Source organism: Streptomyces sp. SUK 48, from assembly GCF_009650765.1.
Lineage (GTDB): Bacteria > Actinomycetota > Actinomycetes > Streptomycetales > Streptomycetaceae > Streptomyces.
The window spans coordinates 1837260-1864092 of sequence record NZ_CP045740.1; the positions used below are offsets into that span (position 1 = coordinate 1837260).

The following is a 26833-nucleotide window of genomic DNA, read 5'->3' on the forward strand; positions in this document are numbered from 1 at the left end:
TCGCACCCCGGTGGGCGCGTTCTTCGCACGGGACCCGGAAGCGATCAGTATGGCTTCGTATCCGACCATGGTGTTGTCTTCCGTACCCGACCATCGTGCCCCGTACCGGCCGCGACCGAGGAGCCGACCGTGCCCCACTCCCCCACCGCCGAGGCCGAGGTCGCCGCGGAGCTGCGGACCGTACGCCCCGCGCTGCTGCCCCGGTACGACGCCGAGCTGCCCGGCGCCCGCGCGGCCGTGCTGACCCGGCTGTGGCGGGGGCTCGCCCATGAGCCGCTGCCCTGGATCACCGGCCGGGAGCGCGGGGCGCACGGCCTGACCCTGCGGCTGGCCGACGGCCGGAGGCTGCACGGCCCGCACGCCGACCCGTACGCCACGCACGCCTACGTCACCGCCGTACGCCTGGACCGGCAGCGGTACGACGATCCGGCCCGGCTGACGGCGGAGCTGGCGGCCGGTGCCGGGGTGGGGCCGGGGGCCGAGGGGTTCGCGGCGGAGCTGGGGCACAGCGTGGCCTCCCTGGCGCTGTCCCGCGCCGCCGCCGACCGCTCAAAGGAGTGGCCGGGAGCGGACTGGGAGTGGGAGCAGCGGGTGGTCGACGGGCATCCCTTCCACCCCAACTGCCGTTCCCGGCCCGGGTTCTCGGTCGCGGACCAGCTGGCGTACGCCCCGGAGCACCGGCCCGTGGTACGGCTCGGGACGCTGCCGGTGCCGGCCGTCGAGTGCCGGGTGACCGGGGAGTGGCCGGACGAACTGCGGCACGGGGAGCGGCTGTTGGTGCCGGTGCACCCGTGGCAGGCGGCGCATGTGCTGAAGCGGTCGTACGACGACTGGCGCGAGGCCCACCCGCTGATGTCCCTGCGGACGCTGGCCGTGCCCGGCGGGCCCCACGTGAAGACGGCGCTGAGCTCGCGGCTGACCTCCTCGGTGCGGGACATCTCGCCGTACTCGGTCGAGGCGGCGGCGGTGCTGTCCGACTTCGCGGCCGAACTCGCGGGGCGTACCGGCGGGTTGCTGGACGTCACCCGCACCCTGGGCGCGGTCACCGCGGGCACCTCCGAGCTGGCCGCGCTGCTGCGGGAGTCGCCCGAGCGGTGTGCGGGGCCGGGCGAACGGGTGCTGCCGGTCGCCGCGCTCGCCACCACGCAACTGCCCGGGGATCCCGGGTGGCTGGCCGCGTTCACCCGGCTCGCGCTCACCGTGGGACTGCGGCTGCTCGATCTCGGGGTGGCCCTGGAGGCGCACGGGCAGAACCTCCTGGTGGTGCTGGCCGCCGACGGGAGCCCGCTGCGGCTGGTCTACCGCGATCTGGCCGACATCCGGATCAGCCCGGCCCGCCTCGCCCGGCACGGCATCACCCGGCCCGCGCTCGCCGGGCGGCTGGTCACGGACGACGAAACCGCCCTGCGCCGCAAGCTGTTCGGCTCGCTGGTGGCGGGCGCGCTGGCCGCGGTGGCGGGCTCCGGACCGGCGCTCGGGGCGGCGCTGGCGGCGGTCGTGCCAAACCTCGCGGACACGTCCGATCTCGCGGTGCTGCGCCGGGGCCCGGTGCCCGCGAAGGCGCTGACGCTGATGCGGCTCTCGCCGGGGACACCGGGCGACCAGTGGACCGAGCTGCCCCACCCGCTCGTTTTGGAGCCCGGCACGGTTGATCAATAGGATCCGTCGATGATCAGAAGACAACGGCTGGCGGTAGGGGTGTGCGCCCTGCTCGCCGCGCTGACCGCCGGGCTCACGTTCCCGACAGCGGCGGCCGCCGACGAGACGGCGCAGGCCGCTCCGAAGGTCGAACTGGTGCTGGACGTCAGCGGATCCATGCGGACCCGGGACATCGACGGCGGCACCCGGATGGCGGCGGCGAAGCAGGCGTTCGACGATGTGCTCGACGCGACCCCGCAGGACGTGGAACTGGGTATCCGCACGCTCGGCGCCAACTACCCCGGCAACGACCGCAAGGAGGGCTGCAAGGACACCGCGCAGCTGTACCCGGTCGGCCCGCTGGACCGGACCGACGCGAAGACCGCGGTGGCGACGCTGCAGCCGACCGGCTGGACGCCGATCGGGCCCGCGCTGCTGAAGGCTGCGGGCGATCTCGACGGTGGTTCCGGTACCCGCCGGATCGTGCTGATCAGCGACGGCGAGGACACCTGCCAGCCGCTGGACCCGTGCGAGGTGGCCCGGGAGATAGCCGCGAAGGGCATCGGCCTGACCATCGACACGCTCGGCCTGGTGCCCGACTCCAAGACCCGTGACCAGCTCAGCTGCATCGCGGACGCGACCGGCGGCACCTACACCTCCGTGCAGCACAAGGAGGAACTGACCGACCGTGTCGGCCAGTTGGTGCACCGGGCGGCCGATCCGGTGGTGACGCCGGTGGCCACCTCGGGTGCCGGGCAGTGCACGAGCGCGCCAGCGCTGAAGTCCGGTCTGTACACCGACCGCGCGGCCTTCGGGCAGCAGCGCTGGTACAAGGTCGACGTCAAGCCCGGCCAGGAGCTGCGGGCCTCGGTGAGCGTCGCGGACGACCGGGCCGTGAACCCCTCCTACGGGGTGTTGCTGCGGGCGGTGACCGCCAAGGGGCGGGAGATCGTCCGCGGTGAGGCGGCCGGTACCGGGCGCACCGACATGATTTCCACCGGGCTGCGCTACCCGAAGCCGGCGAGCGACGACGACAACGCGCCGGCGGAGACGGTGTGCCTGGAGGTCGCGCACTCCTTCTCGGCGCCCGCGGGCGTGAAGAGCACGCCGGGTCTGCCGCTGGAGCTGACCGTGGACGTGGTGAACGGTCCCCACCAGGCGCACGACGTGGCCTCGTTCGGACTCGGCCGCGGCTGGTGGCTGCTGGGCACGCTGGTGCTCGTCGGCTTCCTCGCGGGAGTGCTGTGGGGCTGGCTGTCGCGCTGGCGCGTCGCGATCTGGAGGACCAACTGATGCGTGCCGTACGAGTTCTGAGCGCTCTGGGTGCGACGCTGCTCACCCTCGGTCTCGCCGCGGGTCCGGCCGCCGCCGACTCCTCGCCCTCCCCCAGCGCCTCCGACGGCTCCGCCACTTCGGCGCCCACGCAGGCGGGCACGTCCTTCCGTACGGCGACGGAGCTCCAGCAGGGGCAGCGCGCCACGGCCTCCGGGTCCACCGGTGACTACCTGTACTGGTCGTTCCCGGCGGACACCGGGCAGCGGCCGACGGTGACGGCGAGCGTGAAGCTGCCCCGGACCCACGGCCCCGAGACCTGGCAGCTCGATGTGTTCGACGGACTGCGCCGCCGCCAGTCCTGCCAGTACGGCGCCGCCACCCGCACCACCGAACAGGGCTCGGCCTCGGTCGAGTTGGCCTGTGTGCTGCGGACGGTGCGCGGCTGGGCCGAGCCGTGGGCCAACGACCCGCTGCCCGGCACGTACTACGTCCGGCTGACGGTCGTGGACATGGGCGCCTCCGACCTCGGCCAGCCGGTGAACGCCGAGGTCCAGGTGGACTCCAAGGACATCGGCGGCCCCTCGGCCGTCGACGGCTCGCTGGGCAAGCCGCTCGTCCCCGGTATCGCGGTCAAGTCCGAGGCACAGGGCGACGATTCCAAGACCGCCGTGCTCTCCAGCTTCGGCTCGCGTGACGGCTGGTCCTCCGGCTGGTGGTCCGACCGCTGGGTGTGGACGGGCATCGGCGCGGTGCTCGCCGCGCTGGCCGGCATCGGCGGATACGCGCTGACGCGGGGACACGGGCGGCCGCCGACCGTCTGACCTCGCCGTGGAGAAGGGCCCGCCCGTGTGGCGGGCCCTTTTTTTCCGGCCCCGGCCGGGCGCGGCAGCCGATAGCTTGGCGCCATGTCCGCGTTCATACAACAGCTTCCGGCGCTGGTCGGGGTCGTCATCGGCGCCATCGGCTCGTACCTGGCGATCGCCCGCGGCGATCGGATCCGCTTCCACCGCGAGCGGGCGGCCCGCTGGGAGGAGCGGCGGCTGGCGATCTACGCCGAGTACGCGAGGGCGCTCAAGCAGTCCGTCACCCTGACCTACCGGATCGCCGCCCATCTGGGCGTCGACCCCCATCCGCACCCGCTGTCCCCCGAGGAGGCCGCCCCCAGCTGGCCGAGGCGACCGACGCCCGCGATCCCGCCGGAGAGGCGCTGCTGATGCTCGGCAGCACCGCCGTGGTGGACCGGGCCCGCGAGTGGGTCGTCGCGGTGATGGACATGGAGCGCTTCCTGCGCGACGGGCCCCACGAGCCCGGGACCTGGGGGGCCATGATGTCCCGGCAGCGGGCCGCGCGGGAGGCGTACTACGCGGCCGTCCGGCACGACCTCGGGCTGCCGCCCGGCCACTCGGGCGAATGGAGCCTGTCGGCGTCCTCCTGAACCAGCCGCTCCGGACTGTCACTTCGGGCGCTCCGTCATCCCTTGCGCAGCGCCTTCGCCACCGGCCCTTCGCCCTCCACCCCGATGTCCCCGGCGCGCAGGGCCGCCGCGAGGGAGAGGGTGCCGCGGGCCACGGCCTCGGAGACCGGGGTCGTCAGGGTCAGGCGCGCGTCCGCGGGGGCGGGGGCGGGCCCGTCGCCGTACACCGGTGCCGTGTCCGCCGCCTCCTTGCCCGCGTGGACGTGGAAGTCGCCCTCCTCCAACCGGACTTCGACCAGTCCCCGCGCGCCGAGTCCCTCCAGCGCGCGCAGCAGCGGCAGGGCGAACCAGTGGGCGCGGACCGCGTCCGTCGGGCGGCGCTCGCCGAGTTCGGCCTCGCCCCAGGCGCCGAACGCCTGGAGGACGGGCAGCAACCCGCGCCCGCGCTCGGTGAGTTCGTAGACCGTGGCCGGGCCGGGGGGCGGCAGCCGGCGCCGGGTGGCCAGACCGTCGCGCTCCATGTCCTTGAGCCGGGAGGCGAGGACGTCGGTGCTCACGCCGGGCAGGTCCGCGTGCAGATCGGTGTAGCGACGCGGGCCGGCGAGCAGTTCCCGGACGATCAGCAGGGTCCAGCGGTCCCCGACGAGGTCGAGCGCACGGGCCGCGGAGCAGTACTGGTCGTAGCTTCGGCGAGGTGGCATGCGACGCAGTCTAGACGCGTTGTTGGACTTTCCAAGCTCCCGCTTGGTAAAACCAAGTAACACGAGTTCCCGGAGGGACGCATGGAGTTCCGGCAGTCGAACAAGCTCAGCGAGGTCTGTTACGAGATCCGCGGCCCGGTGATCGAGCACGCGGACGCGCTGGAGGAGGCGGGCCACAGCGTGCTGCGCCTGAACACCGGCAACCCCGCGGCCTTCGGCTTCGAGGCACCGGAGGAGATCCTCCAGGACATGATCCGGATGCTGCCCCGGGCCCATGGCTACACGGACTCCCGGGGCGTGCTCTCCGCCCGCCGCGCCGTCGCCCAGCGCTACCAGACCCTGGGCCTCGAAGTCGACGTGGACGACGTCTACTTGGGCAACGGCGTCTCGGAGCTGGTCTCCATGGCCGTACAGGCGCTGATCGAGGACGGCGACGAGATCCTCATCCCCGCCCCGGACTTCCCGCTCTGGACCGCGGTCACCACGCTGGCAGGCGGCAAGGCCGTGCACTACCTGTGCGACGAGGGGGCCGACTGGAACCCGGACCTCGCCGACATGGCCTCGAAGATCACGGACCGCACCAAGGCCGTGGTCATCATCAACCCCAACAACCCGACGGGCGCGGTGTATCCGAAGGAGGTCGTGGAGGGCATCCTGGACCTCGCCCGCCGGCACGGCCTGATGGTGTTCGCCGACGAGATCTACGACCAGATCCTGTACGACGACGCCGTGCACCACTCGGCCGCCGCCCTCGCCCCCGACCTGGTCGTCCTCACCTTCTGCGGGCTGTCCAAGACGTACCGCGTGGCGGGCTTCCGCTCCGGCTGGCTGGTCGTCACCGGCCCCCGGCAGCACGCGAAGGACTACCTGGAGGGGCTGACCATGCTCGCCTCCATGCGGCTGTGCGCCAACGCGCCCGCGCAGTACGCCATCCAGGCCGCGCTGGGCGGCCGCCAGTCCATCCGCGAACTCACCGTGCCCGGCGGACGGTTGTACGAGCAGCGCACCGTGGCCTGGGAGCGGCTCAACGAGATCCCGGGCGTCTCCTGCGTCAAGCCCAAGGGCGCGCTTTACGCCTTCCCGCGCCTGGACCCCAAGGTGCACCGCATCCACGACGACGAGAAGTTCGTCCTGGACCTGCTGCTGCGCGAGAAGATCCAGGTCGTGCAGGGCACCGGCTTCAACTGGCCCTCCCCCGACCACTTCCGCATCCTCACCCTGCCCCAGGCCGACGACCTGGAGGCGGCGATCGGGCGGATCGGGCGGTTCCTCGGGGGTATCGGCAGTAGCGGCGCGGGGCCGGGGGCGCATCCGCCGCACCGGCCCCGGCCGCGGGTGTCAGCGGCGCCGGTACGCGCGGTTCACGCGCCGCACCACTCCGCCGTGGCCGCGGTCCGCACGTCGGCGGCCAGGACGTCCGGGTCGGTGTGCCACAGCAGTACCGAGACGCCGAGGGCGCCCGAGGTGCCGGTGTGGGTCCGCCGGGCGGCCCGGCGGACGTGCACGAGCCGCTTACTGCTCGCCTCGGGGGTGTGCCGGTACCGCTCGCCCGGCATGACGGGGATCCACACCCACGCCGCCTGGGTGCCCGTGGGCCGCGGCTCCGGGACGGGCAGACCGGCCTGGAGGGCGAGATTGGCCTCCTCCAGGTTCAACCCCGCGTGCAGGTCGGACAGTTCGGACACCAGGGCGCCGGGTGCCCGCCCCGCGACCTCCACCACGATCAGCTCGCCCGCGCCGTCGACGGCGAACTCCGTGTGGACGACGAAGGCCCCCTCGGCACCGAGGGCGGCGACCACGGCGCGGTTCAGCTCATGGGCGCGCCGGGAGAGTTCGCTGTCGTACGGGACGGTCCAGCCGCCGAGCCTGCGGCCGTCGGGCAGGTCGAGCAGCGGGCCGAGATAGGTGCCGGTCTGGACGGGGGTGGGCACCCCGTCGCGGACCAGGCTGTTGACGTGGTGGAAGGTGCCGTCGAGGAACTCCTCGATCTGCCAGCCCTGTTCACCCTGGTGCGCCGCGAGCCAGTCGCGCAGTTCGGGCTGCGTGCGCAGGACGGCGACACCCCGGGAGTTGGCCTCCCGGCGGGGCTTGGCGACGGCGGGCAGGCCGACGGCCCCGGTGACGAGGGCGGGGCCGGCCACCGGTTCCGGCACGCCCTCGGCGAGGGCGAGGAAGCGCGGCACACGCACCCCGGCGGCGGCCAGGCGCTCCTTCATCAGCACCTTGTCGATGTAGTGCGCGGGCACGGCCGGGTGCCGTGCGGGCAGCCCGAACTCGGCGCGCAGGTCGGCGCAATCGATGAGGCAGTACTCGTCGTTGGTGACGACCTGCACCGCCCGGTCCCCGGCGAGGCGCCGGATCTCGGCGGCCCAGGCGTCCCGCGGCGCACGGTGGACGGCCGGGGCCTCGCCCGGCGCGTCCTCGCGCATCACCACGTCGGCCCCGCCGTCGGCGTCGGTGAGGACGACGGTCTCCCAGCGCGCCGGGTCGAAGGTGGCCGCCGGGTCGGTGGTGAGGGGCTGGCGGGAGTGCAGGAGCACCGCCAGGGGGCGCGGATCGGGCGCTTTTGGGGGACGGTGGCGGTCGGGCGAACTGGTCATGATCGGCCTGTCGTGTCGGCGCCGTCGCGGCTGGTGGAGGCGCTATGGACCTGTCGAGACGCACGAGCTTCGGCCGTCGCCTCCGGAGAGTCAAGAGCCTCTTCGGCCAAGACGGGGAACCGGGGAAGGGCACCCACGGCCTCCACGGTCGGGGCCTCGTACCGCGTCCCCTTGTCAGACCCTCGTCCTACGCTTCTTTCCGGGTCGCCGAACCGACGGCCCTGCCCGGCGACACCCGGAGGGGAGCGCATCGTGAGCCGAGAGCCGACCGCCGCCCAGCGGCGGGTGATCGACGCGGCCGACCCGGACACCGGCCGGCTGCGCGGTACGCAGGCGCAGCTCGCGGCGCTGGTGCGGCGGGGTCTCGCCTTCCGGCACCCGCGCCCGCCGCACGACCACTTCCTGACCCCGGCCGGGCAGCGCGTACGCGAGGGGACACCCGGGACACCGGAGCGATCCGGGCAACCGGCTCCCTCCCCCGGTGTCTTCGTCGCGCGCGTCGGCGGCGCGGAGGAGGCGGTCCCGTCCTCGGAGGCCGGGCGTCTGCGGGAGGTGCGCGGTGCCTGGCAGGGCCTGCTGGAGCTGCGCCGGATGACCAGCCCGGACGGCTCGGTGGACCGTCCGTGCGCCTGGGAGCGCGGTCATCTGGTGCGGGCCGCCGCCCTCGCCCTGGAGGCGGCCGGACACCGGCCGCAGACGGCGGCCACCCCCGGCTACCGGGTGCGCGCGACCCCGCAGCCGGAGGCGGTCGCCGTGTACGCGCCGGACGCGGCGGTCCTGGCGGCCTGCGCGGACACGCTGGAGCGGGCGGGGTGGCAGCCGGGCGAGTACACCGAGCCGCGCACCCGCACCCGCTATCTGCTGGCGTCCCCGCGCCGTACCTGACCCGGGGGCGCCCGGCCCGCCCCGCGTGGAAGGATCACCGGGTGGGCGGCGCCGCCGTACCGGGGCAGCCGTCTTTTCCGAACACGAGGGGAAGCCGTGAGCGAACCGTTTTCCGTCCGCGTCACCGTCCGCGGGTACGAGACCGATGTGCAGGGCCATCTGAACCAGGCCGTGTACCTCCAGTACGCCGAGCACGCCCGCTGGTCGCTGCTCCAGGCCGCCGGCATCGGCCAGACCGGCCTGGTGCGCACCGGCGTCGGCCCGGTGGTCCTGGAGACGACCATCCGCTATCTGCGCGAACTCCTCGCCGGTGACGAGGTGGACGTGAGCTGCGCCTTCGAGTGGAGCTCCGGCAAGACCTTCAAGATCCACCAGGAGATGCGCAAGACCGACGGCACCGTGGCCGCCGAACTCACCGGCGTCGGGGGCCTGCTGGACCTGAAGGAGCGCAAGCTGGTCGCCGACCCGGCGAAGATCTTCACGGAACTCGCTTCCGAACCGGCCCTGTTCGGGCTGTGACCGGACGGGGGCGGTGGCGGGCCGGCCCAGCACCCGGGACACATCCCCGGTGACCGGCGCGTCGCCGGGGCGGGAACCCCGGGGTGCCGCATGCGCGACCCCGCCCCCGGCCCCGCCCTCACTGCACCGGCGCCAGTTCCTCCCCCGCCTCCATCGGATGCGTGACGTCCTGTGCGTCCCGGCCCCGGCCGAGGTGGTTGAAGACCAGGTTGAGCAGGACCGCCGTGACGCAGCCCGTGGAGATGCCCGAGTCCAGGACGATCCGCGCGGTGTCCGGGAACGCGTGGTAGAAGTCCGGGGCCGTGATCGGCACGATGCCGATGGCCAGGGAGACCGCCACGATGAGGACGTTGTTGTCCTTGTCCAGGCCGGCCCGTACCAGGGTCTGGATGCCGCTCGCGGCGACCGAGCCGAAGAGGACCACACCCGCGCCGCCGAGGACCGGGCGGGGGACGACGGCGATCAGGGACGCGGCCGCCGGGCACAGGCCCATCAGGACGAGGAAGCCGCCGCCGAAGGCGACGACGAAGCGGCTGCGGATGCGGGTCATGGCGACCAGGCCGATGTTCTGGGCGAACGCGCTGCACATGAAGCCGTTGAAGAACGGGCTGAGGGCGGAGCCCAGGGTGTCGGCGCGCAGGCCGGCCGCGATGGTCCGTTCGTCGGAGGGCCGTTCGACGATCTCGCCGAGGGCCAGCATGTCGGCGGTGGACTCGGTCATCGAGACCACCATCACCACGCACATCGACAGGATCGCGGCGATGTGGAACTGCGGGGCGCCGAAGTGGAAGGGGGCCGGGAAGCCGACCAGGTCGGCCGCGGCGACCGGGGAGAAGTCGGTGGCCCCGAACGGGATCGCGATCAGCGTGCCGGCGACCAGTCCGAGCAGCACCGCGATCTGCTTGACGAACCCGCGGGTGAAGCGGCGCAGCAGCAGGACGATGACGAGGGTGATGCCGGCCAGGGTGAGGTTGGTGGTCGAGCCGTAGTCGTGGGCCGACGGGTCGGGGCCCTGGGCCCAGCCGAAGGCGACCGGGAGCAGGGAGATGCCGATCAGGGTGATGACCGTCCCGGTGACGACGGGCGGGAAGAAGCGGACGGCCTTGCAGAACACCGGGGCGGCGAGGAAGCCGAGGAGACCGGCGACCATGACCGCGCCGAAGATCATCGGCAGGGCGTCGGACTTGTCCTTGGCCGAGGCGATGATCGCCGTCATGGGGGCGACACCGGCGAAGGTGACGCCGTTGACGAAGGGCAGCCGGGCGCCGATCTTCCAGAAGCCGAGGGTCTGGAGGAACGTGGCGAGGCCCGCGGTGAACAGACAGGCGCCGGTGAGGAAGGTGAGGTCGGTGCCGGACAGACCGGCGGCCGCGCCGACGATCAGGGGCGGGGCGACGACGCCCGCGTACATGGCGGCCACATGCTGGAGGCCGCTGGTCGCCATCTTCAGGGCGGGGAGCTTCTCGTCCACCGGATGGACGGGGACTGGCGCTGCTTCGGCGGATTGGGCGGACACGGCGGGCTCCTCCGGTCGGTTAAGACACGTCTGCTGTGGACGTGGGTTTCAGGGAGGTGGTGCGCGACGGTCGTGCGGGACCGGGGACCCGTAGGGGTCGTGGACGGGGACCCGTGGGGGTCGTGGACGGAGACCCGTAGGGCTCGTAAAGGAAACCGTGGGGATCGTCAGGGGAACCGTTCCGGGGCGCGCACGCTCGCGCGCGCCCCGGAGCCGGCCGCCGTGGGCCCCGCTCGGGTCCACGGCTGCCGGCCGGGAGCCGTCCCTCCCGGCCGGAGTCGGGGGGTCAGCGCCGCGCGGCGAGCTGCGCCAGGCGCCGGGCCTCGTCGCGCGTGGAGCGCGCGATGGCGTCCTCGTCGACGGTCAGCAGCCGGCCGTCCGCGACGATCTGCCGGCCGTTCACGAACGACGCGGTGACCGGGGCGGCCGCGCCGAAGACCAGGGCGGTCACCGGGTCGGCGATGGAGGCGTGGGCCAGCGTGTCCAGCTTCCACAGCACCACGTCGGCCAGCTTGCCCGCCTGGAGCGAACCGGTCTCGGCGGCGCGGCCGAGCACCCGGGCGCCCCCGTGGGTGCCGAGCCGCAGGGCCTGGCGGGCGTTGAGCGCGGCCTCCCTGTGGGCGCCGAGCCGGTTGATGAGCAGGGCGTTGCGCAGCTCGGTGTGGAGTTCGCCGGACTCGTTGGAGGCGGTGCCGTCGACGCCGAGGCCGACCGGGACGCCGGCGGCGAGCATGTCGGGGACCCGGGCGATGCCCGCGGCGAGCCGGGCGTTGGACGAGGGGCAGTGCGCGACGCCGGTCCCGGTGCGGGCGAAGGCGGCGATGTCGGAGTCGTTCATGTGGACGCAGTGCGCCATCCACACGTCCTCGCCCAGCCAGCCGGTGGACTCGAAGTAGTCGGTCGGGCCCATGCCGAACAGCTCGTGGCAGAACTTCTCCTCCTCCACCGTCTCCGAGCCGTGCGTGTGCAGCCGCACGCCGAGCCGGCGGGCCAACTCGGCGCCGTCGCGCATGAGTTCGGTGGAGACGGAGAAGGGGGAGCAGGGTGCCACGGCGACCTGGGTCATGGCGTCGAAGGAGGGGTCGTGGTGCTCCTGGACGGTGGCCTCGGTCGCGGCGAGCGCGTCGTCCAGGCTCTCCACGGCGAAGTCCGGGGGCAGTCCGCCGTCCGACTCGCCGCGGTCCATGGAGCCGCGGGCGAGGGTGAAGCGGACGCCCGTCTCGCGGGCGGCGCGGATGATCGCGCCGGACAGGTCGCCGGTGCCGCGCGGGAAGACGTAGTGGTGGTCCATGGCCGTGGTGACCCCGCCGCGGGCCATCATGGCGAGCGAGCCCTGGGCCGCCGTGTAGGCCATGGACTCGTCGATGCGCGCCCAGACCGGGTAGAGCGCGACCAGCCAGTCGAACAGGTTGTGGTCCGTGGCCAGGCCCCGGGTGAGCCACTGGTAGAAGTGGTGGTGGGTGTTGACCAGGCCGGGGGTCGCCAGATGTCCGGTGGCGTCGATCCGGCGGACCACGTTCTCAAGGCCCTGGGGTGCGGACCCCGCGCCGAGCGCCTCGATGCGGTTGCCGGCGAGGACCAGGTACCCGGAGGCGTACTCGGTGTCGTCGGCGTCGACGGTCGCGATCGAACAGTTCTCGATGACGATGCGCTGGGCTGCTGCCATGTTTCGTCCTTCTCGCTCAGCGGACTTCTGTGGGGAGGGCACGGCAGGACCCTGGGGAGATTTGAGTGCCGCGGCCGGGCTCCGGTGGGGGTGGTACCCCGGCCGCGGGTGCCGAAAAGGAGGTCGATCGGGTGCGGGGGCGGATCAGAGGTTGGTGAGGTCCACCGGGATCCGCGGTTCGCAGCCGTCCCGCAGGATCGTCGCCTCGATCAGGCCGTAGGGCCGGTCGGCGGCGAAGTAGACCTCGTTGTCGTTCTTGAGCCCGAACGGCTCCAGGTCGACCAGGAAGTGGTGCTTGTTGGGCAGGGAGAAGCGGACCTCGTCGATCTCGCTCCGGTGGTTGATGATGCGCGCGCCCATCTGGTACATCGTCTGCTGCAAGGAGAGCGAGTAGGTCTCCGCGAACGCCTGGAGCATGTGCTTCTTGACCTGCTCGTACGACTTCTCCCAGTGCGGCATCTTCTGCTCGTCGTCGGTCCAGTTGAACCGCCAGCGGCCGGAGACGGAGGTCGCCAGGATGCGGTCGTGGGCCTCCTGGAGCGTCGTGTACTTGTCCTTGACGTAGCCCCAGAACTCGGAGTTGGTCGAGTTCATGACGGTCAGGTCCTTCAGGCCGGAGACGACCTCCCAGGACGAGCCGTCGTAGGTGATCTGGGTGAGCCGGGTCTCCTGGCCCTTGCGGACGAAGGAGTGCTTGACCTCGTCGGCGCCGATGAACTGGGAGTTCGCCTCGGAGGTGGCGATCCGCTCCCAGGCGTACTCCTCGATCCGGATCCGGGCGCGCTGGATCGGCTCCTGCGAGGTGACGAAGTGGCGGGCGAGATGGATGCCGAACTGCTCGGCGGACTCGATGCCGTGCTCCTTGGCGAACGCGAACACCGTGTTCTTGGTGGTGTCGGTCGGCAGTACATTGGCGTTGGAGCCCGAGTAGTGGACGTCCTCCATGTCACCGCTCAGCGCCACCGAGACGTTGAGGTCCTTGATGTGGTGGGTGGCGCCGTCCCGCGTGATCTTGACGACTCGGTTCTCGGCCTTGCCGTACTGGTTCTGGCCCAGGATCACAGGGCGGCCAGGGCGGGAATTGACGGTCATGTAGCTAGCTCCCTCGGTAAACGGAGTAGCCGAACGGGTTGAGCAGCAGCGGTACGTGGTAGTGCTCGCCCGGTACGACGGCGAAGGTGATCGCCACCTCCGGGAAGAACACGGCCGGTCCGCTGTCCCGATTCGCGGGGGCGTCCTGCTGCGCATCGGCTTGCTGGTTCGCTGATTGCTCTCGGAAATACGGCTCCACCGCGAAGTCGAGCCGTACCTGGGTGGTACCCGCCGGTGGCGCCGGCAGATCCTTGCACCGGCCGTCGGCGTCGGTCGCGGAGCCGCCGAGCGCCACCCAGTCGGCGTCCCCGCCCGGGCGGGCGAAGAGGCGGACGGCGACGCCCTCGGCGGGGCGGCCGATCGAGGTGTCCAGGATGTGCGTGGACACGGAGGCGGTGGTGCTGGTGCTCATGGGTCAGGCGTCCTCTTCGACGAGTCGGGCCAGTCGGATGCGGTTGATCTTCCCCAGTTCGGTGCGGACGATCTCCCGCTCCCGCTCCGGCGCGTTGCCGATCCGCTCCTCGACCGCGTCCCGCATCCGCTCGCCGGTCAGACCGGTGGCGCAGATCAGGAAGACATGCCCGAACCTCTCCTGGTAGGCCAGGTTGAGTTCGAGCATCCGGGCCTTGAGTTCCTCGGACGCGCCGGCCATGCCGCGCTGTTCGCGGGCCGAGGCCGGATCGCCCGGCCGGGGCCGCCCGATCGGCGGATGCCCGGCCATCGCCTCCGCCAGGTCGGCGGCGGTCAGTTCGGCCAGGGCGGCATCGCTCGCCGCGTAGAGCTCGTCGGCGGTGGCGTAGGGGCGGGCGGCGGTCAGCCGTCGTACCCACGTCGTGGAGGCGCACGCCTCGTGGAGGGCGGCGAAGGCCGCCCGCTCCTCCAGATCGTTGAACCGGGCCAGACCCGGGGGCGTGGAAGTCGACGTCACGGGAGCCTCCGTGGCCGGATTCGGCCTTCGTGCTGAACGGGCTGCCGATAGCTAACGCCCCCGGAAACGTCACGTCAACACTTTGTTGAAAAATCCGCGTAACGAGGCGTTACAGGTGAGGACACCCCCCGGGGGCTTCAGACACCCTTCTCCCGGTTGAGGTAGTTGTAGACGGTGAAGCGGCTGACACCCAGCGCGCTCGCCACGGTCTCCACCCCATGCCGCACGGCGAAGGCGCCCCGCGCCTCCAGTATCCGCACGACCTCCTGTTTGGCCCTGCGGTCCAGGTCGGACAGCGGCCGCCCCTCCCTGCGCTCCATCGCGGCGAGGATGTGATCGAGCGAGTCGGCGAGCTGGGGCAGCCGTACGGCGACGACGTCCGTGCCCGCCCATGCGAGCACGACGTCCTCGGGGCCGGCCTCGTCGGGCGGCACCATCGTCCCGCCCATGGCGTCGACCAGCGGCTTCACGGCCGCGATGAAGGGCTCCTCCCCGGTCATCTATCACCCTCCCCGCCGCCGTCGCCGAGGCCGCCGCCGTCGCCGTGGCCGCCCCCGCCGCCATGACCGCCCTCGTCGCCCAGCACGTTGACCTGGAGCGAGATCCGGGTGGCGCCGGCTTCGAGGCTCCGGCGCAGCAGCGCGTCCACCGCGACGAGCACCCGCTCGGCGCCGCCCTCGGCGGTGTTGCCGAACGGGCCGACGTCCACGGCGTCCAGGGCCGCGGTCTCGATGACCTCGCGCGCCGCCAGGGCGTGCGCGGGGGCCTCTTCCAGGTCGAAGGGTTCGGTCGTGAACTCCACTCTCAATCGCACGCGCACAACCTAACGCGCGGTGCGCGCCCCGGGGCGTCCCGGCGGGAACCAGCCGGCGGACCCCCTTGACAAGCACCGACACACGGCGGCAATCTTCCAATACGCAGAAACGAACTTCCGTAATGCGGAATTACTACCACGGAAGGGAGCGCGGCCCGACATGCCAGGTCTTGACTGGGGCACCGCCGCAGACCAGCGCTTCAACGTCAACCTGTCGATCCTCTTCACGGAACTCCCGCTCCTGGAGCGCCCCGCGGCCGCCGCCGCGGCGGGCTTCACCGCGGTCGAGCTGTGGTGGCCCTGGGTCGACTCGCCCACCCCCGAGAAGTCCCGCCTGGACGCCCTGAAACGGGCGATCGAGGAGGCGGGCGTCCAGCTGACCGGGCTGAACTTCTACGCCGGACAGCTGCCGGGCCCGGACCGCGGCGCCCTGTCCGTCCCCGGCGAGGAGTCCGAGCGGTTCCGCGCCAACATCGACGTGACCGCGGACTTCGCCGCGTCCCTCGGCTGCACGGCGCTCAACGCCCTCTACGGCAACCGCGTGGACGGCGTGGACCCGGCCGAGCAGGACGCGCTCGCCCTGGAGAACCTGGTCCTCGCGGCCCGCGCCGCCGACCGGATCGGCGCGACGCTGCTGATCGAGGCGCTGAACGCGCCCGAGTCGCCGCGCTACCCGCTGGTGTCGGCGCCGAGCGCGGTCGAGGTCGTCGACCGGGTCAACGCGGCGACGGGCCTCCAGAACGCGTCGTTCCTCATGGACCTGTACCACCTGGCCATGAACGGCGAGGACCTGCCCGCGGTGATCGACCGGTTCACCGCGAAGACCGGCCACGTCCAGATCGCCGACAGTCCGGGCCGCGGCGCCCCCGGCACGGGCTCGCTCCCGCTGGCCGAGCTGCTCGGCCGGCTGCGGAAGGCCGGTTACGAGGGCTGGGTGGGCCTGGAGTACAAGCCGGGCGACCGCCCGAGCGCCGAGGCATTCGACTGGCTCCCGCGCGAGGCGCGCGCGGCGCGCTGAACTCCCCCGACTTTGAACGGCAGTTGAGAGAGGCACCCCGAACATGAGCACAACGCTTCCGAAGATCGCCTGGATCGGCCTCGGCATCATGGGCTCCCCCATGTCCGAGAACCTGGTCAAGGCGGGTTACGACGTCACCGGCCACACCCTGGAACAGGCGAAGCTGGACCGGCTGGCCGCCGCCGGCGGCACCGCGGCCTCCTCGATCGCCGAGGCCGTGCGCGACGCCGATGTGGTGATCACGATGGTGCCCGCGTCCCCGCAGGTGGAGGCCATCGCCTACGGCCCGGACGGCATCCTGGAGAACGTCCGCCCCGGCACCCTGCTGATCGACATGTCCTCGATCACGCCGGGGACCTCGATCGAGCTGGCCGCCGCCGCGAAGGAGAAGGGCATCCGGGTGCTGGACGCCCCGGTGTCCGGCGGCGAGGCCGGGGCCGTCGAGGCGGTGCTGTCCATCATGGTCGGCGGCGAGCAGGCCGACTTCGACGAGGCGAAGCCCCTCTTCGACGCCCTGGGCAAGACCATCGTGCTGTGCGGACCGCACGGCTCGGGCCAGACCGTGAAGGCGGCCAATCAGCTGATCGTCGCCGTCAACATCCAGGCGTGCGCGGAGGCCGTGGTCTTCCTGGAGAAGTCGGGGGTGGACCTCGCGGCCGCGCTCGACGTGCTGAACGGGGGCCTCGCGGGCTCGACGGTGCTGACGCGCAAGAAGGACAACTTCCTGAACCGCGACTTCGCGCCGGGGTTCCGGATCGATCTGCACCACAAGGACATGGGCATCGTGACCGAGGCCGCCCGCAGCGTCGGCGCGGCCCTGCCGGTCGGCGCCGTGGTCGCCCAGCTGGTGGCGTCCCTGCGCGCGCAGGGCGACGGCGGTCTGGACCACTCGGCCCTGCTGCGGTCGGTGGAGCGGCTCTCGGGCGCCCAGGTCTGACACCCGCCGGAGCCGGCCTCCGGGCACCGCTCGGAAAACTTCCGGGTCGCGGCGTCGTCGACACCTGTCCCGTCGCGCCCAAGCGACGCCGCGGCCCGGAACCAGATTCAACAAACTGTTGACGCCCTGTTCACCCCGCTCCTAGGCTCCACGCAGACTTCTAGGCTCCACAAAGCGGAAGACGATTTCCGCTGCCACCCGCATGGAAGGTCCACGATGTCGCAGCGCGTGCTCACGACAGAGTCCGGCGCCCCGGTCGCCGACAACCAGAACTCCGCCACCGCCGGCGTCGGCGGCCCGCTCCTGCTCCAGGACCAGCACCTCCTGGAGAAGCTCGCGCGCTTCAACCGCGAGCGGATCCCGGAGCGGGTGGTGCACGCCCGGGGCTCCGGCGCGTACGGCCACTTCGAGGTGACCGACGACGTCACCGGTTTCACTCACGCCGCCTTCCTCGGCGAGGTCGGCAAGCGCACCGAGGTGTTCGCGCGGTTCTCCACGGTCGCCGACAACCTCGGCGGCGCGGACGCGGTACGCGACCCGCGCGGCTTCGCGCTCAAGTTCTACACCGAGGAGGGCAATTACGACCTCGTCGGCAACAACACCCCGGTGTTCTTCATCAAGGACCCGCTGAAGTTCCCCGACTTCATCCACTCGCAGAAGCGGGACCCGTTCACCGGCAAGCAGGAGCCGGACAACGTCTGGGACTTCTGGGGGCACGCTCCCGAGGCCACGCACCAGGTGACCTGGCTGATGGGCGACCGCGGCATCCCGGCGTCGTACCGGCACATGAACGGCTACGGCTCGCACACCTACCAGTGGACGAACGCCGCCGGCGAGGGCTTCTTCGTCAAGTACCACTTCAAGACCAACCAGGGCGTCCGCTGCCTGTCCACCGAGCAGGCGCAGGAGCTGGCGGGCAAGGACCCCAACTCCCACCAGACGGACCTGCTCCAGGCGATCGAGCGGGGCGTGCACCCGTCGTGGACGCTGTACGTGCAGGTCATGCCGGCGGCGGACGCGGCGGACTACCGCTTCAACCCGTTCGACCTGACGAAGATCTGGCCGCACCGGGACTACCCGCTCCAGCGCGTGGGCCGCCTGGTCCTGGACCGCAACCCGGACAACGTGTTCGCCGAGGTCGAGCAGGCCGCGTTCTCCCCGAACAACTTCGTGCCGGGCATCGGTCCCTCGGCGGACAAGATGCTCCAGGGCCGGCTGTTCGCGTACGCGGACGCCCACCGGTACCGCCTGGGCGTCAACCACACCCAGCTCGCCGTGAACGCGCCGCGGGCGACGAGCGCGGACAACTACGGACGCGACGGTCTGATGGCGGCCAACTCCCAGGGCCGGTACGCCAAGAACTACGAGCCGAACTCCTACGACGGCCCCGCCGAGACCGGCCGCCCGCTCGCGGCGCCGCTGCCCGTCTCCGGCCACAGCGGCACCCACGCCGCGCCGCTGCACACCAAGGACGACGACTTCTACCAGGCGGGCGAGCTCTACCGGCTGATGTCCGACGAGGAGAAGCGGCGCCTGGTCGCGAACATCGCCGGGGGCCTCGCGCAGGTCTCCCGCGACGAGGTGATCGAGAAGAACCTCGCGCACTTCCAGGCGGCTGACCCGGAGTACGGCAAGCGCGTGCGCGAAGCGGTCGAGGCCCTGCGCGAGGACTGAGCGCCCGACCGGTCAGCAGGCGGCGTGCGGGGTCTGACGGGAGGTCATACCCGCGCACGCGGCCCGCGCCGCACCGGACGGCCCGGTATGAGGGGTGGCCGTCCGGGGCGGACGCGGGCAGGGCGAGGACCGCGGCGGCGTGCGAGCCAGTGCGGTGGTCAAGGAGCCGGGGCTCTTCTCGACCAGAGTGAAGGGCCTCCGTCTCCCTCACACCCCCGCGGTCCCACCCACCCCCGACCCCGTCCGGCGGCGCGACCTACCTGTCGCGCCCAGCGCCGCGCCGCCGGACGGCACCAGCACCACGCTCCCTACGCCGGGCCGACGCCCCCGGCGAGGGAGCGTTCGGCGTTGTCGAGGAGTTCCTTGTAGGTGAGGACCTCGACGCGGGTGACATGCGCGTTGAACGTCCGCAGCGTCTCGCCGACCTCCTCCTCCGGCACGTCGGCGTGCAGGGCGGGGTGGCCGAGGAGCACGAGGGCGCCGGCCCGGCGGGTCTCGATGCCGAACTCCTCGCGGATACGGGCCCGGTTCTCGTCCAGCCCGACGAGGTAGTTGACGGCCTGCCCGACGGCCTCGTGCACGGCGTCGGCCGGCACCCAGGCGTTGCGGTGCCGCCTGATCAGGGGCCGCTTGAGCCCCATGGCCCGCTTCAGCTCCACGATGTGCAGGGCGCCGTCCGCGCGTATCAGCGGGATGTCCACCTCGTCACCGGGCACCAGCCGGCGCCGGGCGGCCTCACCGACGTACCGGCCGCCGAAGATCCAGTGATTGCCTTGCAGGGCGCGCTGGAGGTCCGCTTCGGTGGCGGTGGGATCGTCCACGACGGCCCGCAGCTCCCGGAGGCCGGCGGTACGGCGCTGGAGTTCGGCGGCCCGGAGGATCAGCCGCCCGTCCTGGTCGGCGGCGAGCAGCGCGAGCGCCTGCGGCGAGCCGGCGAGACGGCGGGCCTCCGCCGCGGGGTCCTCGATCTCGATCCGGTCGCTACGCAGCAGGCGCTCCAGCCATAGGGAGATCTCCGACATGCCGCGCGGGATCACATAGCGCCCCGGCCGGTCGTCCGGGGCGCGGAGGAAGCCGGTGTCGGCGCGCTGGGCCTCGAAGTGGGCGAGCACGTCCCGCGCGCTCGCGCCGGGATGGTCCCGCAGATACGCCTCGCTCACCGCGACCAACCACTCGTGCATGGTCCGCAGGGAGGACGCCACGAAATCGCGGTTGCGCTCCTTGCGCGCACCGTCCTGGAAGAGCCGGTACCGCTCGTCGAAGTCCGGCTGAAGGATGCGCCCCTCCGCGTAGTCCAGCGAGTCCTGGAGCAGCCGTACGACGTGCCACTCCCCCACACCCGCCGCGAGGCCCCGCGCGTCCTCCAGCAGCCGCACCAGCTCCTTGGTCTGTCTGCGTCTCCCCGCGCTTCCACTGCGCAGATAGGTGAAGACCGCCGACAGTGCCGCTTCCACGCCCTCGTCGCCGGTCTCCTCGCACACCTTGCGCAGCTGCCACTCCAGCGTCATGTCACTTCGCACGCCCATGTCCGCCAGTGTGGCGGGCGCCACTGACAGCGGCCGTTCCGAGGTGCGCTCATGCCCCGGCCGCCGCACGCTGAACCCATGGGACATCCGGCTCGGCACCCGCACATCGTCGTCCACGCGCCCGCCCTGGACGGCTCCCGGCGTGTCACCGAGGGGGAGGTGACGCTGGGGCTGGCCTCGCATCTGGACGATGTCGTGGAGATCCTGCGGCTGGCCGATCTGGACCGGGTCGAGGTGGAGGAGGACGACCTCATCGAGTGGCAGGGCGGCGGCCCGGAGGACTGGCCGGGGCTCTCGGAGCACGAGGTGTAGGAGCGCGTACGGAAGAAGGGGCGGCCCGCGAACGGGCCGCCCCTTTCGCGGAACGCGTCAGCGCTTCAGCGCGCCGATCGCCGTCGGCGCGTGGGACGCCTCGGTGGCGAGGGGTTCGAACTCGGTGACGTCGCTGATGTCCATCGTGCGGCTCATCGAGATGTTCGTGACCCGCTCCAGGATCGCCTCGACCACGACCGGCACCCGGTACCGGGCGGCCAGCTTCTTCGCCTCCTCGAAGGCGGGGCCCAGCTGGTCCGGCTCGGTGACCCGCAGGGCCTTGCAGCCCAGGCCCTCGGCGACCTTGACGTGGTCCACGCCGTAGACACCGATCTCCGGCGTGTTGATGTTCTCGAACTCCAGGTTGACCTGGAAGTCGATGTCCAGGCCGAGCTGCGCCTGGCGGATCAGGCCCAGGTAGGCGTTGTTGACCAGGACGTGCACATAGGGGATGCGGTGCTGGGCGGCGACCGCGAGTTCCTCGATCAGGAACTGGAAGTCGTAGTCGCCGGACAGCGCGACCACCGCCGCCTCCGGGTCGGCCTTGGCGACGCCGATCGCGGCCGGGATCGTCCAGCCGAGCGGGCCCGCCTGGCCGCAGTTGATCCAGTGCCGGGGCTTGTAGACGTGCAGCATCTGGGCGCCGGCGATCTGGGAGAGGCCGATCGTGGTGACGTACCGCGTCTCGGGGCCGAAGGCCCGGTTCATCTCCTCGTACACCCGCTGCGGCTTCATCGGCACGTCGTCGAAGTGGGTACGGCGCAGCAGCGTGGCCTTGCGCTCCTGGCAGGAGGCGATCCAGTCCGCGCGGTCGGGGAGCCGGCCCGCCTCCTTCAGTTCCCGCGCCACCCGCACGAACAGCTCCAGTGCCGCCCGCGCGTCGGACACCACACCGTAGTCGGGCGGGAAGATCCGGCCGATCTGCGTGGGCTCGATGTCCACGTGCACGAAGGTGCGGCCCTCGCGGTAGACGTCCAGCTTGTAGCCGGTGTGCCGGTTCGCCCACCGGTTGCCGATGCCGAGGACGAAGTCGGACTCCAGGAAGGTGGCGTTGCCGTAGCGGTGCGCGGTCTGCACGCCGACCATGCCCGCGTTCAGCTCGTGGTCGTCGGGCAGCGCGCCCCAGCCCATCAGGGTCGGGATGACGGGGGTGCCGGTCAGCTCGGCGAACTCGGTGAGCAGCTCGCACGCGTCGGCGCCGATGACGCCGCCGCCCGCCACGAGGACGGGCCGCTCGGCGGCGAGCAGGTACGACATCGCCTTCTCGATCTGCGCGCGGGTCGCGGCCGGCTTGTACACCGGCAGCGGCTCGTACGTCTCCGGGTCGAACTCGATCTCCGTGAGCTGGACGTCGATGGGCAGGTCGATGAGCACCGGGCCCGGCCGGCCGGAGCGCATCAGGTGGAACGCCTGCTGGAAGACGCCGGGGACCTGGGCCGCCTCCAGGACGGTCACCGCCATCTTGGTGACCGGGCCCGCGATCGCGGCGATGTCGACGGCCTGGAAGTCCTCCTTGTGGATCACGTGCGTGGGCGCCTGCCCGGTGATGCACAGGATCGGGATCGAGTCGCCGGACGCCGAGTACAGGCCGGTGATCATGTCGGTGCCGGCCGGCCCCGACGTGCCGACGCACACGCCGATGTTGCCGGGGTGCGTCCGGGTGTAGCCCTCGGCCATGTGCGAGGCGCCCTCGACATGGCGGGCGAGGGTGTGCTGGATGCCGCCGCCCTCCTTGAGGGCCTTGTAGAACGGGTTGATCGCGGCGCCCGGCACACCGAAGGCGTCACTGACGCCCTCGCGCTTGAGGATCTCAACTGCCGCGCGGGCAGCGGTCATACGAGCCATCGAGTACTCCTGCCTCGGTGTCGGATGCGTACTCCCGTCGCGCCCCGCGGTGAGCACTGTCTCCAGAGGGTCTGTGGTGAACCCCGACACAGTTAATTCCGTATCGTGGAATTTAAATTCTACTATCTGGAAGCAATGTAGGGGTGAGTACGGGCCTCGTCAAGAGACACCAAGAGACACAAAAACACCGGCAAGTGGTGGGGGAACGCCGGACAGAGGCGGTACGGCGGGAGCACCATGGGAGCGCTGTCCCGAGGTGTCGTGCGAGAGTGAGTGGGCCATGCCCGAGAGCGTGCCGGTGCGCTGCCCGGCCTGTCGGCGTGCGCATGTGTACACCGCGCCGGCGTATCCCTGCGCCTGCGGAACCCCGGCCGTCGTGCGGCTGGACCGCGTCGCCGCGCCGGTGGTGGCCGGGGACCGGTCCTGGGACGACGAGTGGATCGGTGCCGTGTGCGCCGTCTGCGGGCGGCTCAACCACTGGCCGCGCCCGGAACTGGGCTGCCCCTGCGGCACGGTGCTGTGGATTCCGGCGCTGGAGACGGCCCCGGGCCTGGACCTGGGCGCGGGGCCCCGCGCCCAGCCGTCCCCCGCGCACGCCGAACCGTCCCCCGCCTACACCGAACCCTCCCCCGCCCGCGCCGAACCGTCCCCCGCCCTCGCCGAGCCCGACGCCGCCCGGCCGGAACCGGCCGGGGCCGCCCCGTCCCGCCGTGCCTTCCAGCCGCACGCCGTCCGCACCGCCCGGGACGCCGTCACCGCGACCGCGCTGTATCTGCGCTGGCTCGGGTACGGGGACATCCGGCGCGCCGACCAGCGGCCGGTGCACGGCATCGGGCTCGCCGCCCGGGGGCTGCTCGCCCAGGTGGACCCGACGGTACGGCCCGCCGCGCCCCGGGACGTGGAGTGCCTGTGGCTCACCGCGATGACGGAGTCCGCCGACTGCGTGTACTTCTCCCTCGCCGGGTACGGCGACGCCGCCCGCGCCTGCGCGGACTCGCTCGGCGTACCGCTGTTCGTGCTCGACCTCGCGGGCGTCCCGCAGCCGGTGAACGACCCCGCCGACACCCTGAACACCGACGGCGCCCCGGAGACGGGACGCCGCGCGCGTCGGGGCTGACCGGGAGGCTCAGCCCCGGTACCGCTCCCGCAGCTCGATCTTCCGCACCTTCCCCGACACCGTCATGGGGAAGGCGTCGAGGATGCCGAGCCTGCTCGGCACCTTGTAGTGCGCGAGCCGGCCCCGGCAGAAGGCGTGCAGTTCCTCCAGGGTCAGCGGGTCGCCCTCGTCCTGCGGGATCACGCAGGCCAGCACCTCCTCGCCGTACTTCTCGTCCGGCACCCCGACGACCTGGACGTCCCTGATCTTCGGGTGGGCGTAGAGGAACTCCTCGATCTCGCGCGGGTAGATGTTCTCGCCGCCCCGGATGATCATGTCCTTGATGCGGCCGACGATCTCCACGTACCCGTCCTCGCGCATCACCGCGAGGTCGCCGGTGTGCATCCAGCGGCCCGCGTCGACGACCTCGGCGGTCTTCTCCGGCTCGTCCCAGTAGCCGAGCATGACGCTGTAGCCGCGGGTGCACAACTCGCCCGTCCTGCCGCGCGGTTGGGTGACCCCGGTGGCCGGGTCGACGACCTTGACCTCCAGGTGGGGCAGGACGCGGCCGACGGTCGCGGTGCGGTGCTCCAGGTCGTCGTCGGTGCGGGTCTGCAGGGACACCGGCGAGGTCTCGGTCATGCCGTAGCAGATGGCCACCTCGGCCATGTGCATCTCGGCGACGACCCGCTTCATCACCTCCACCGGGCAGGGCGAGCCCGCCATGATGCCGGTGCGCAGGGTGGAGAGGTCGTACGACGCGAAGTCCGGGAGGTTCAGCTCGGCGATGAACATGGTCGGGACGCCGTACAGGGACGTGCACCGCTCCCGCTGCACCGCCTCCAGGCTGGCCCTCGGTTCGAAGGACGGGGCCGGGATCACCAGGCAGGCGCCGTGCGAGGTGGCCGCCAGGTTGGCCATCACCATGCCGAAGCAGTGGTAGAAGGGGACCGGGACGCAGATCCGGTCCTGCTCCGAGTACTTGACCAACTCACCCACGAAATAGCCGTTGTTGAGGATGTTGTGGTGGGAGAGGGTGGCGCCCTTGGGGAAGCCGGTGGTGCCCGAGGTGTACTGGATGTTGATCGGGTCGTCGCAGGACAACTCCGCTTCCCGGGCCGCCAGTTCGCCGCGGTCACCGGTCTCGCCGCGCGCGGTGAACGCCTCCCAGCCCGGGTCCCCGAGGTAGACGACCTCGCGCAGTTCGCGGCAGTCGCCGCGGACCTCCTCGACCATGGCCCGGTAGTCGCTGCTCTTGTGGCCGAGGGAGGCGAACAGCAGCCGTACGCCCGCCTGGCGCAGGACGAAGCGCACCTCGTGGGTGCGGTAGGCCGGGTTGATGTTGACCATGACGGCGCCGACGCGTGCGGTGGCGTACTGCACGAGCACCCACTCGGCGCGGTTCACCGCCCAGATGCCCACCCGGTCGCCCTTGGCGACACCGCTCGCCAGCAGGGCGCGGGCGAGCCGGTCCACGTCGGCGTCGAAGGCGGCGTACGTCCAGCGGCGCCCGGCCGCCACGTCGACCAGGGCCTCGCGGTCCGGCCAGGTGGCGGCCGTACGGGCGAGGTTGGCGCCGATGGTCTCGCCGAGCAGCGCGGTGGTGCCCGTCCCGTGCGCGTACGACAGCCGCGGGGCGGCCCCCGGAAGTCCCCCGCTCACCGGAAGTCCTCCTCGCGGTACTCGTCCGCCGAGCCCTGCGCGGTGGCCTCGCGCAGCTCGATCCGGCGGATCTTGCCGGAGACGGTCTTGGGCAGCGCGCCGAACTCCAGGCGCCGGATTCGCTTGTAGGGGGCGAGCACCTGGCGGGAGTGCTCGAAGACGGCCTTGGCGGTGTCGGGTCCCGGCTCGTAGCCCTCGGCGAGGACGACGTACGCCTTGGGCACCGCGAGCCGCAGTTCGTCCGGCGCGGGCACCACCGCGGCCTCGGCCACCGCCGGGTGCTCCAGCAGCGCGCTCTCCAGCTCGAACGGGCTGATCTTGTAGTCGGACGCCTTGAAGACGTCGTCGGCGCGGCCGATGTAGGTGAGGTAGCCGTCCTCGTCGCGGGCGGCGATGTCGCCGGTGCGGTAGTAACCGCCCGCCATGGCCTCGGCGGTGCGGTCCGGGTCGCCGTGGTAGCCGGCCATCAGGCCGATCGGCGGGTCGGCGAGGTCGAGCGCGATCTCGCCCTCGGCGGCGCCGGGCGCGCCGGTGACCGGGTCGAGCAGCTCCACCTTGTAACCGGGGCTGGGGCGGCCCATGGAGCCGGTCTTCAGCGGCTGGCCCGGGGGGTTGGAGACCTGGACGGCGGTCTCGGTCTGGCCGAAGCCGTCCCGGACGGTCAACCCCCAGGCCCTGCGCACCTGTTCGATGACCTCGGGGTTGAGCGGCTCACCCGCGGCCACCACCTCGCGTGGCGGCGTGCGCAGTTGGCCGAGGTCGGCTTGGATGAGCATGCGCCACACGGTCGGTGGGGCGCAGAAGGTGGTGACCCCGGCGCGGTCCATCTCGGCCATCAGCCGGCCCGCGTCGAACCTCGTGTAGTTGAAGATGAAGACGGTCGCCTCGGCGTTCCACGGGGCGAACAGGTTGGACCAGGCGTGCTTGGCCCAGCCGGGCGAGGAGATGTTCAGATGGACGTCACCGGGCTCGAGGCCGACCCAGTACATGGTCGCCAAGTGGCCGATGGGATACGAGACATGGGTGTGCTCGACCAGCTTGGGGCGGGCGGTGGTGCCCGAGGTGAAGTAGAGCATCAGCGGGTCGTCGGAGCGGGTGGGCCCGTCGGCCGTGAAGCCCGCGGGGGCGTCGTACGCGTCCTCGTACGGCAGCCAGCCGTCCGCCGGGGTGCCGCCGACCGCGATCCGGGTGTAGGCGCCGGGCACCTCGGCGAACTTGGCGGCGTCCTCGGCCCGTACCAGCACATGCCGGACCCGGCCGCGCTCGACGCGGTCGCGCAGGTCGGCGGGGCCGAGCAGCGGGGTGGCCGGGATGACGACCGCGCGCAGCTTCATCGCGGCCAGCATGACCTCCCACAGCTCGGCCTGGTTGCCGAGCATGACGAGGAGGCGGTCCTCGGCGGCGACGCCCCGCGCGCGCAGCCAGTTCGCGATCCGGTCGGAGCGCTCGGCCAGCTCGGCGAAGGAGAGCCGGACCTCGCGGCCGTCCTCCTCCACGATGTGCAGGGCGGTGCGGTCGTTGCCGGCGGCGATCACGTCGAACCAGTCCAGCGCCCAGTTGAAGTGCTCCGGCCGGGGCCACGCGAACCCGTCGTAGGCGCTGGCATAGTCCTCGCGGTGTGCCAGCAGGAAATCCCGTGCGTCCCTGAAGGCATCGGTCGCCGTCGTCATCCGTCGTCCTCCTATGTTCCCGACCATTGCCGGGCGGCTCCCTGG

Annotated in this window: 23 protein-coding genes and 2 pseudogenes; 12 read left to right on the plus strand and 13 right to left on the minus strand. The window is 72.1% G+C overall.

Annotation, left to right across the window (positions count from 1 at the left end; translation table 11 throughout):
* Window positions 1–129: 129 nt before the first annotated feature.
* From GHR20_RS07730 to GHR20_RS07745, 4 genes and pseudogenes are all read left to right on the plus strand, one after another.
* Window positions 130–1659, plus strand: a complete 1530-nt coding sequence (locus GHR20_RS07730) for an IucA/IucC family siderophore biosynthesis protein (RefSeq protein WP_153812732.1) — start codon at window positions 130–132, stop codon at window positions 1657–1659.
* Window positions 1660–1668: 9 nt separating this feature from the next.
* Complete coding sequence (locus GHR20_RS07735; protein ID WP_153812733.1) at window positions 1669–2931, plus strand: VWA domain-containing protein; 1263 nt, start codon at window positions 1669–1671, stop codon at window positions 2929–2931.
* On the plus strand, window positions 2931–3734 hold the full coding sequence (locus GHR20_RS07740; RefSeq protein ID WP_153812734.1) for a hypothetical protein: 804 nt from the start codon (window positions 2931–2933) through the stop codon (window positions 3732–3734). Before GHR20_RS07735 ends, GHR20_RS07740 begins: the two co-directional genes overlap by 1 nt.
* Before the next feature lie 84 nt (window positions 3735–3818).
* A pseudogene (locus tag GHR20_RS07745) lies at window positions 3819–4348 on the plus strand (hypothetical protein).
* Between the two features lie 35 nt (window positions 4349–4383).
* On the opposite strand, the gene GHR20_RS07750 reads toward GHR20_RS07745, so the two are convergent.
* Window positions 4384–5028 (minus strand): winged helix-turn-helix transcriptional regulator, encoded by a 645-nt coding sequence (locus GHR20_RS07750; protein ID WP_153812735.1) that lies wholly within the window; start codon window positions 5026–5028, stop codon window positions 4384–4386.
* An 81-nt stretch (window positions 5029–5109) separates the two neighbouring features.
* On the opposite strand from GHR20_RS07750, the pseudogene GHR20_RS07755 reads away from it, so the two are divergent.
* A pseudogene (locus tag GHR20_RS07755) lies at window positions 5110–6300 on the plus strand (pyridoxal phosphate-dependent aminotransferase); the annotation flags it as partial.
* An 89-nt stretch (window positions 6301–6389) separates the two neighbouring features.
* Here the strand turns inward: GHR20_RS07755 and GHR20_RS07760 are convergent.
* On the minus strand, window positions 6390–7628 hold the full coding sequence (locus GHR20_RS07760; protein ID WP_153812736.1) for a hypothetical protein: 1239 nt from the start codon (window positions 7626–7628) through the stop codon (window positions 6390–6392).
* Between the two features lie 252 nt (window positions 7629–7880).
* Here GHR20_RS07760 and GHR20_RS07765 point away from each other — a divergent pair, with 252 nt between their 5' ends.
* Both GHR20_RS07765 and GHR20_RS07770 read left to right on the plus strand, forming a co-directional pair.
* On the plus strand, window positions 7881–8513 hold the full coding sequence (locus GHR20_RS07765; protein WP_153812737.1) for a hypothetical protein: 633 nt from the start codon (window positions 7881–7883) through the stop codon (window positions 8511–8513).
* A gap of 96 nt (window positions 8514–8609) precedes the next feature.
* Complete coding sequence (locus GHR20_RS07770; RefSeq protein ID WP_111581147.1) at window positions 8610–9032, plus strand: acyl-CoA thioesterase; 423 nt, start codon at window positions 8610–8612, stop codon at window positions 9030–9032.
* 118 nt (window positions 9033–9150) lie between these two features.
* On the opposite strand, the gene GHR20_RS07775 is transcribed toward GHR20_RS07770, so the two are convergent.
* From GHR20_RS07775 to GHR20_RS07805, 7 genes are all read right to left on the minus strand, one after another.
* The gene (locus GHR20_RS07775; protein ID WP_275549619.1) at window positions 9151–10548 is read right to left on the minus strand and encodes a nucleobase:cation symporter-2 family protein; all 1398 of its coding nucleotides are present in this window, start codon (window positions 10546–10548) and stop codon (window positions 9151–9153) included.
* 286 nt (window positions 10549–10834) lie between these two features.
* A complete protein-coding gene (locus tag GHR20_RS07780; protein WP_153812738.1) occupies window positions 10835–12214 on the minus strand; it encodes an 8-oxoguanine deaminase in 1380 nt (459 codons plus the stop codon).
* A gap of 144 nt (window positions 12215–12358) precedes the next feature.
* Window positions 12359–13306, minus strand: coding sequence for a factor-independent urate hydroxylase (pucL, locus tag GHR20_RS07785; protein ID WP_111581145.1), 948 nt, complete (start codon window positions 13304–13306; stop codon window positions 12359–12361).
* Between the two features lie 4 nt (window positions 13307–13310).
* Entirely contained in the window at window positions 13311–13718 is a 408-nt protein-coding gene (gene uraH, locus GHR20_RS07790) for a hydroxyisourate hydrolase (RefSeq protein ID WP_148023116.1), read from the minus strand.
* 3 nt (window positions 13719–13721) lie between these two features.
* The gene (gene uraD, locus GHR20_RS07795; protein WP_111581143.1) at window positions 13722–14234 is read right to left on the minus strand and encodes a 2-oxo-4-hydroxy-4-carboxy-5-ureidoimidazoline decarboxylase; all 513 of its coding nucleotides are present in this window, start codon (window positions 14232–14234) and stop codon (window positions 13722–13724) included.
* 137 nt (window positions 14235–14371) lie between these two features.
* Window positions 14372–14734 (minus strand): helix-turn-helix domain-containing protein, encoded by a 363-nt coding sequence (locus tag GHR20_RS07800; protein ID WP_111581142.1) that lies wholly within the window; start codon window positions 14732–14734, stop codon window positions 14372–14374.
* Complete coding sequence (locus GHR20_RS07805) at window positions 14731–15048, minus strand: hypothetical protein (RefSeq protein WP_243877972.1); 318 nt, start codon at window positions 15046–15048, stop codon at window positions 14731–14733. The genes GHR20_RS07800 and GHR20_RS07805 overlap by 4 nt, the downstream gene beginning before the upstream one ends.
* 160 nt (window positions 15049–15208) lie before the next feature.
* Between GHR20_RS07805 and GHR20_RS07810 the strand changes: the two genes are divergently transcribed.
* The 3 genes from GHR20_RS07810 to GHR20_RS07820 all read left to right on the plus strand — a co-directional run bounded on the left by GHR20_RS07810 (window position 15209) and on the right by GHR20_RS07820 (window position 18677).
* Window positions 15209–16066, plus strand: a complete 858-nt coding sequence (locus GHR20_RS07810) for a TIM barrel protein (RefSeq protein WP_153812739.1) — start codon at window positions 15209–15211, stop codon at window positions 16064–16066.
* Between the two features lie 43 nt (window positions 16067–16109).
* On the plus strand, window positions 16110–17003 hold the full coding sequence (locus GHR20_RS07815; protein WP_111581139.1) for a 2-hydroxy-3-oxopropionate reductase: 894 nt from the start codon (window positions 16110–16112) through the stop codon (window positions 17001–17003).
* Between the two features lie 216 nt (window positions 17004–17219).
* Window positions 17220–18677 (plus strand): catalase, encoded by a 1458-nt coding sequence (locus tag GHR20_RS07820; RefSeq protein WP_153812740.1) that lies wholly within the window; start codon window positions 17220–17222, stop codon window positions 18675–18677.
* Window positions 18678–18985: 308 nt separating this feature from the next.
* On the opposite strand, the gene GHR20_RS07825 is transcribed toward GHR20_RS07820, so the two are convergent.
* On the minus strand, window positions 18986–20203 hold the full coding sequence (locus tag GHR20_RS07825; protein ID WP_243877973.1) for a Shedu anti-phage system protein SduA domain-containing protein: 1218 nt from the start codon (window positions 20201–20203) through the stop codon (window positions 18986–18988).
* A 78-nt stretch (window positions 20204–20281) separates the two neighbouring features.
* Between GHR20_RS07825 and GHR20_RS07830 the strand changes: the two genes are divergently transcribed.
* Window positions 20282–20515 (plus strand): hypothetical protein, encoded by a 234-nt coding sequence (locus tag GHR20_RS07830; protein WP_153812741.1) that lies wholly within the window; start codon window positions 20282–20284, stop codon window positions 20513–20515.
* 57 nt (window positions 20516–20572) lie between these two features.
* Here the strand turns inward: GHR20_RS07830 and gcl are convergent, their stop codons facing one another.
* On the minus strand, window positions 20573–22360 hold the full coding sequence (gene gcl / locus GHR20_RS07835; protein WP_111581135.1) for a glyoxylate carboligase: 1788 nt from the start codon (window positions 22358–22360) through the stop codon (window positions 20573–20575).
* Window positions 22361–22640: 280 nt separating this feature from the next.
* On the opposite strand from gcl, the gene GHR20_RS07840 reads away from it, so the two are divergent.
* Entirely contained in the window at window positions 22641–23477 is an 837-nt protein-coding gene (locus GHR20_RS07840) for a hypothetical protein (protein ID WP_243877974.1), read from the plus strand.
* 9 nt (window positions 23478–23486) lie between these two features.
* On the opposite strand, the gene GHR20_RS07845 is transcribed toward GHR20_RS07840, so the two are convergent.
* Together GHR20_RS07845 and GHR20_RS07850 are read right to left on the minus strand one after the other, a co-directional pair.
* Window positions 23487–25118 (minus strand): AMP-binding protein, encoded by a 1632-nt coding sequence (locus GHR20_RS07845; RefSeq protein ID WP_194858836.1) that lies wholly within the window; start codon window positions 25116–25118, stop codon window positions 23487–23489.
* Complete coding sequence (locus GHR20_RS07850; protein WP_153812742.1) at window positions 25115–26788, minus strand: AMP-binding protein; 1674 nt, start codon at window positions 26786–26788, stop codon at window positions 25115–25117. The genes GHR20_RS07845 and GHR20_RS07850 overlap by 4 nt, the downstream gene beginning before the upstream one ends.
* Between the last annotated feature and the right edge of the window lie 45 nt (window positions 26789–26833).

What these genes read in the sequence shown, in the direction of transcription:
- GHR20_RS07825 (WP_243877973.1), bottom strand. Translation starts at nt 20,203, where the DNA reads ATGGGCGTGCGAAGTGACATGACGCTGGAGTGGCAGCTGCGCAAGGTG.
- GHR20_RS07810 (WP_153812739.1), top strand. Translation starts at nt 15,209, where the DNA reads ATGCCAGGTCTTGACTGGGGCACCGCCGCAGACCAGCGCTTCAACGTC.
- GHR20_RS07840 (WP_243877974.1), top strand. Translation starts at nt 22,641, where the DNA reads ATGCCCGAGAGCGTGCCGGTGCGCTGCCCGGCCTGTCGGCGTGCGCAT.
- uraH (WP_148023116.1), bottom strand. Translation starts at nt 13,718, where the DNA reads ATGAGCACCAGCACCACCGCCTCCGTGTCCACGCACATCCTGGACACC.
- GHR20_RS07735 (WP_153812733.1), top strand. Translation starts at nt 1,669, where the DNA reads ATGATCAGAAGACAACGGCTGGCGGTAGGGGTGTGCGCCCTGCTCGCC.
- GHR20_RS07800 (WP_111581142.1), bottom strand. Translation starts at nt 14,734, where the DNA reads ATGACCGGGGAGGAGCCCTTCATCGCGGCCGTGAAGCCGCTGGTCGAC.
- GHR20_RS07780 (WP_153812738.1), bottom strand. Translation starts at nt 12,214, where the DNA reads ATGGCAGCAGCCCAGCGCATCGTCATCGAGAACTGTTCGATCGCGACC.
- GHR20_RS07760 (WP_153812736.1), bottom strand. Translation starts at nt 7,628, where the DNA reads ATGACCAGTTCGCCCGACCGCCACCGTCCCCCAAAAGCGCCCGATCCG.
- GHR20_RS07750 (WP_153812735.1), bottom strand. Translation starts at nt 5,028, where the DNA reads ATGCCACCTCGCCGAAGCTACGACCAGTACTGCTCCGCGGCCCGTGCG.
- GHR20_RS07850 (WP_153812742.1), bottom strand. Translation starts at nt 26,788, where the DNA reads ATGACGACGGCGACCGATGCCTTCAGGGACGCACGGGATTTCCTGCTG.
- GHR20_RS07820 (WP_153812740.1), top strand. Translation starts at nt 17,220, where the DNA reads ATGTCGCAGCGCGTGCTCACGACAGAGTCCGGCGCCCCGGTCGCCGAC.
- GHR20_RS07830 (WP_153812741.1), top strand. Translation starts at nt 20,282, where the DNA reads ATGGGACATCCGGCTCGGCACCCGCACATCGTCGTCCACGCGCCCGCC.
- GHR20_RS07815 (WP_111581139.1), top strand. Translation starts at nt 16,110, where the DNA reads ATGAGCACAACGCTTCCGAAGATCGCCTGGATCGGCCTCGGCATCATG.
- pucL (WP_111581145.1), bottom strand. Translation starts at nt 13,306, where the DNA reads ATGACCGTCAATTCCCGCCCTGGCCGCCCTGTGATCCTGGGCCAGAAC.
- gcl (WP_111581135.1), bottom strand. Translation starts at nt 22,360, where the DNA reads ATGGCTCGTATGACCGCTGCCCGCGCGGCAGTTGAGATCCTCAAGCGC.
- GHR20_RS07740 (WP_153812734.1), top strand. Translation starts at nt 2,931, where the DNA reads ATGCGTGCCGTACGAGTTCTGAGCGCTCTGGGTGCGACGCTGCTCACC.